Origin of the sequence: Alishewanella sp. WH16-1, from assembly GCF_001441695.1 — a bacterium.
Classification (GTDB): domain Bacteria; phylum Pseudomonadota; class Gammaproteobacteria; order Enterobacterales; family Alteromonadaceae; genus Alishewanella; species Alishewanella agri.
On sequence record NZ_LCWL01000114.1, the window covers coordinates 1 to 3,980 of the forward strand.

Consider the following 3,980-nt stretch of genomic DNA (forward strand, 5'->3'; position numbering starts at 1 on the left):
TTATACCATTCCATCTTAAAGCTTGTTCAGTATCGCCCACTCTCTAGAGCACATCTTGATCACTCGATGGGTATCGCTGATAAAGCTGTTCCAAGCCTCGCTGCACGCTTCCACTATCGCTTCATAGTTTTCAAAACAACGGTTCGCTAAATGATGTTGGCGCAGCCAACTCCATACCTGCTCTATCGGGTTGAGCTCTGGCGAATACGGCGGCAGTTTTAAAATCGTCAGATTATCAAAATCATCGGCAATATCATCACTATGCCAACCTGCGCCATCCATCACGACGACGGCAAATCGGCCTTTGGCGGTTGCCGCTGAGATTTGCGCTAAATGCTTTTTCATCACCTCTTTGCTCAGAAAAGGCACAATCAGTGCTTCTGTGGCACCACTTGCCGGGCAGACAGCACCGAACAGATGAGCGTATTCAAATTGCTGCTGCTTTACCGCGCGTGGTCGCGAGCCAGTTTTGGCCCATAAGCGTGTGGTGGTGTTCTGTTGACCAATTCTCGCTTCATCCTGAAACCAGACATCGACGTTTTCCAAACGCACCGTACCAGGAAGACAAAACACTGAGATAACAAAAAATCTAAATATATCCGTTAGCGCATAGTCCGATAAAGAACCGTCAGTGCTATCTGGCATCTGCAACCAATCATCTACAGCCAAAGCCGCAATAAATTTGCGCTCGCGCCGGGGGTTCTTTAAAATTGCGGCTAATTCACAACCATGGTTTTGCTATGCAACTTCTTTGTCAGCAAGCAGCTGAACAGTACTCAAGTTTTCGCCTGCCTTATCAACTCGACCAGGTATTTCTCGCCGCCGATATTGCGGATCTTAAGCAATTTAGTGGACCGGATTATCCAACAGTATTAGGTGAGGGCACTAATACCATCTTTTTGGCGACGCAACATAAGCCGGTGTTACGCTATCTTGCTAAGGCGATAAGCCAACACGCCGATACTGACCATGTTCTGTTACACGTTGAAGCTGGCCATAACTGGCATCAACTGGTCAATTGGACGATAGAGCAACAGTTATGGGGCCTGGAAAACCTGGCTTTAATACCGGGCTCTGTCGGCGCAGCGCCGGTACAGAATATTGGGGCTTATGGTGTCGAGCTCTCAGATCGCTGTAGCTACGTTGATTTCTACGACTGGCAGCGCCGTGAAGTAGTACGGATACCAGCATCGGAGTGCCAGTTTGCTTATCGCGATAGCATTTTTAAACAGCAGTTACAGGGCCGCGGCGTAATAGTGGCCCTTGGCCTGACGCTATCACGCCAGCCTTTGCCAGTGCTGGATTATCCCGGCTTAAAAGAGTTACCAAAAACAGCCAGTTTGCAGCAGATTTTCGAAACTGTTATCCAGATCCGGCAAAGTAAGCTTCCTGATTACCGGCAGCTGCCCAATTGTGGCAGCTTCTTTAAAAACCCTGTTATTACTGAGCGTCAGTTTCAACTTATACGCGATGGCTATCCAACACTGCCTGGCTATCCACAAGCAGACGGTGTCAAGGTACCTGCTGCCTGGCTAATAGAGCAAGCTGGTTTCAAAGGCGTGGTAGTTGATAACGTCGGCTGTTATCAGAAGCAACCTCTGGTCATCGTGAATTATGGCCTGGTTGATAGCGCGCCTTTACTGACTTTAATAGCGACCATTCGTAGTACCGTGATGCGGCGCTTCGCCATTGAACTTGAACCTGAAGTCAGATTGCTCAATGGCGCCGGACAGCACCATGTCCCAACCTAATTTACAGCTACAACGGCAGTTGCTGGCTTTACTTGCTGACGGCAAGTTTCACTCAGGTCAGCGTCTGGCTGAACGTTTTGGTTTAAGTCGTACCGCAATCGCCAATAACCTGCAGCAGTTAAGTCAACTCGGGTTAGATATCTTTAAGCTAAAGGGTAAGGGCTACGCACTCTCCAGCCCATTGCAGCTATTAGATGCGGCAGTGATCCGTAACTTACAGTGTAACGAAGTTCCGGAGATCCGGGTGCAGCATATTACTGACTCCACCAATGCGCAGCTACTGGCACTGATCCAGGCCGGTAAGCCGTTACAGCCGGGGCAAGTGATCGTGGCCGAGGCGCAAACCGCTGGAAGGGGGCGCCGTGGGCGGCAATGGTTTTCGCCCTTTGGTAGCAGTCTATACTTTAGTTGCTATTGGCGATTGGAGCAGGGGATCCCTGCTGCGATGGGATTGAGCCTGGTTGTTGCCTGCGTATTAGCAGAACTGTTACAGCAAGATTATCACGTACCGGCGCAAGTAAAATGGCCTAATGATTTATACATTAACGGAGCAAAAGCCGCCGGTATTTTGGTTGAGTTGGCGGGGCAAGCGGATGAAGTGTGTGAGTTAGTTATCGGCATAGGCTTAAATATTCGTTTGCCGCAGCTGGCAGATCAGAGCATCGACCAACCATTTACGGATCTGCAAACTCACGTAGCAGCAACGATTGATCGCAATGTGCTAATTGCCCGTTTGCAGCAGCATCTAATCGGTGCTTTGGAGCTGTTTAATGCAGCGGGCTTTGTACCTTTTCAACAGCGTTTTAATCTGTTTGATCTTTATGCCGGCAAGGCAGTTAAACTCAGCGGTAGCAAAGAGACCAGCGGCATTTGTCGCGGTGTGGATCAACAAGGTGCGCTGCTTCTTGAAACTGCGACTGGCTTACAGACGTTTTATGGCGGAGAGCTCAGTTTAAGAGGAGTAACCTGATGCAGCTACTATTGGACCTGGGAAACAGTAGGTTAAAAGCGGTGCTATATCAGAACGGCCAGTTCCAACAGTTGGCATTCGATTCGGTTGCTCGCTTGCTTAAACTACCTGTTACTTCAGCTTACCTGAGCAGCGTAGCAACAGAGCAGAAAACGACAGAGTTGTTACAAGGTCTGCAAGCGGCAAGTTTTCCAACGATACAATTACATACGGAAGCCAGTGCTTTTGGGCTGATTAATAGCTATGTCGAACCACAACGGCTTGGTGTTGACCGCTGGTTAGCGATGCTAGGTGCTTATCGTTCTTATCCGGCAGCTCGTCAGTTAATCGTCGACGCCGGAACCGCTGTGACCTTTGATTGGTTGGAGGCAAATCGTCATCTGGGTGGGTGGATCTTGCCTGGATTACAATTACAGCAGCAAGCACTACTGGCTCAGACTGCGCGGGTACATAAGGCGCAGCAGCTGATGCCAAACCTCGCCCCGGGCTGTTCTACCAGCGCCGGTGTCGAAAACGGTGCTTTGGCAGCAATAATAGGTGCAATCCGTTTGGGCTGGCAAACAACACCGGCACAACAACTGCTGCTCACCGGGGGTGATGCCGAACTGTTAAAAAGCTATCTGCCTGATCTACCAGTGTTGGTTGATCCCTTTTTGTTATTTCGGGGCATTGCGCAATACATCGACAATTAAAAGCTGTTTTGGCTAGCATTTAGCCACTTGGCCAAGAAAATCGGCTTTTTTCGCGTTTTTCTGTTGCGCGACTTTCCGCATTCCACTAGAATTCGCACCCACTGACGTAGTGCCGCTTTAGCTCAGTTGGTAGAGCAACTGACTTGTAATCAGTAGGTCATCCGTTCGACTCGGATAAGCGGCACCATTAGTGGAGGGGTTCCCGAGTGGCCAAAGGGATCAGACTGTAAATCTGCCGGCACTGCCTTCGAAGGTTCGAATCCTTCCCCCTCCACCATCTTCGTCAGGAAAATAGCTACGAGAAGGCCGCGGGCATCGTATAATGGCTATTACCTCAGCCTTCCAAGCTGAAGATGCGGGTTCGATTCCCGCTGCCCGCTCCAAAAGATCAGAATGCTGATATAGCTCAGGCGGTAGAGCGCGTCCTTGGTAAGGACGAGGTCCCCAGTTCGATTCTGGGTATCAGCACCATCTTGCAAGCCTCCCTCGTAAGCATTACAATGCTGATTTTTCAATCACCGCCGTTTTGTTTAATAAGGGTTACTTATGGCTAAGGCTAAATTTGAA

At 49.6% G+C, this 3,980-nt stretch carries 3 protein-coding genes, 4 tRNA genes and 1 pseudogene; 7 read left to right on the forward strand and 1 reads right to left on the reverse strand.

The genetic code is table 11. The features are described from left to right. Positions 1 to 15 precede the first annotated feature (15 nt). Positions 16 to 606: pseudogene (locus tag AAY72_RS12150) on the reverse strand (IS630 family transposase); the annotation flags it as partial. A gap of 134 nt (positions 607 to 740) precedes the next feature. Here AAY72_RS12150 and murB point away from each other — a divergent pair. The 7 genes from murB to AAY72_RS12185 all read left to right on the forward strand — a co-directional run bounded on the left by murB (position 741) and on the right by AAY72_RS12185 (position 3,884). Then, positions 741 to 1,751, forward strand: coding sequence for a UDP-N-acetylmuramate dehydrogenase (murB, locus tag AAY72_RS12155; RefSeq protein ID WP_057787795.1), 1,011 nt, complete (start codon positions 741 to 743; stop codon positions 1,749 to 1,751). Then, positions 1,738 to 2,721, forward strand: a complete 984-nt coding sequence (gene birA, locus AAY72_RS12160; RefSeq protein ID WP_057787797.1) for a bifunctional biotin--[acetyl-CoA-carboxylase] ligase/biotin operon repressor BirA — start codon at positions 1,738 to 1,740, stop codon at positions 2,719 to 2,721. Before murB ends, birA begins: the two co-directional genes overlap by 14 nt. After that, entirely contained in the window at positions 2,721 to 3,413 is a 693-nt protein-coding gene (locus AAY72_RS12165) for a type III pantothenate kinase (protein ID WP_057787799.1), read from the forward strand. The genes birA and AAY72_RS12165 overlap by 1 nt, the downstream gene beginning before the upstream one ends. A gap of 111 nt (positions 3,414 to 3,524) precedes the next feature. After that, positions 3,525 to 3,600, forward strand: a tRNA-Thr gene (locus AAY72_RS12170). 5 nt (positions 3,601 to 3,605) lie between these two features. Next, positions 3,606 to 3,690 (forward strand) — tRNA-Tyr (locus AAY72_RS12175). Positions 3,691 to 3,721: 31 nt separating this feature from the next. Next, a tRNA-Gly gene (locus AAY72_RS12180) sits at positions 3,722 to 3,796 on the forward strand. A gap of 12 nt (positions 3,797 to 3,808) precedes the next feature. Continuing rightward, positions 3,809 to 3,884: transfer RNA gene (locus AAY72_RS12185), tRNA-Thr, on the forward strand. Positions 3,885 to 3,980 lie beyond the last annotated feature (96 nt).

Coding starts and splice junctions, on each gene's coding strand:
- murB (WP_057787795.1), top strand. CDS start 741: ATGCAACTTCTTTGTCAGCAAGCAGCTGAACAGTACTCAAGTTTTCGC.
- birA (WP_057787797.1), top strand. CDS start 1,738: ATGTCCCAACCTAATTTACAGCTACAACGGCAGTTGCTGGCTTTACTT.
- AAY72_RS12165 (WP_057787799.1), top strand. CDS start 2,721: ATGCAGCTACTATTGGACCTGGGAAACAGTAGGTTAAAAGCGGTGCTA.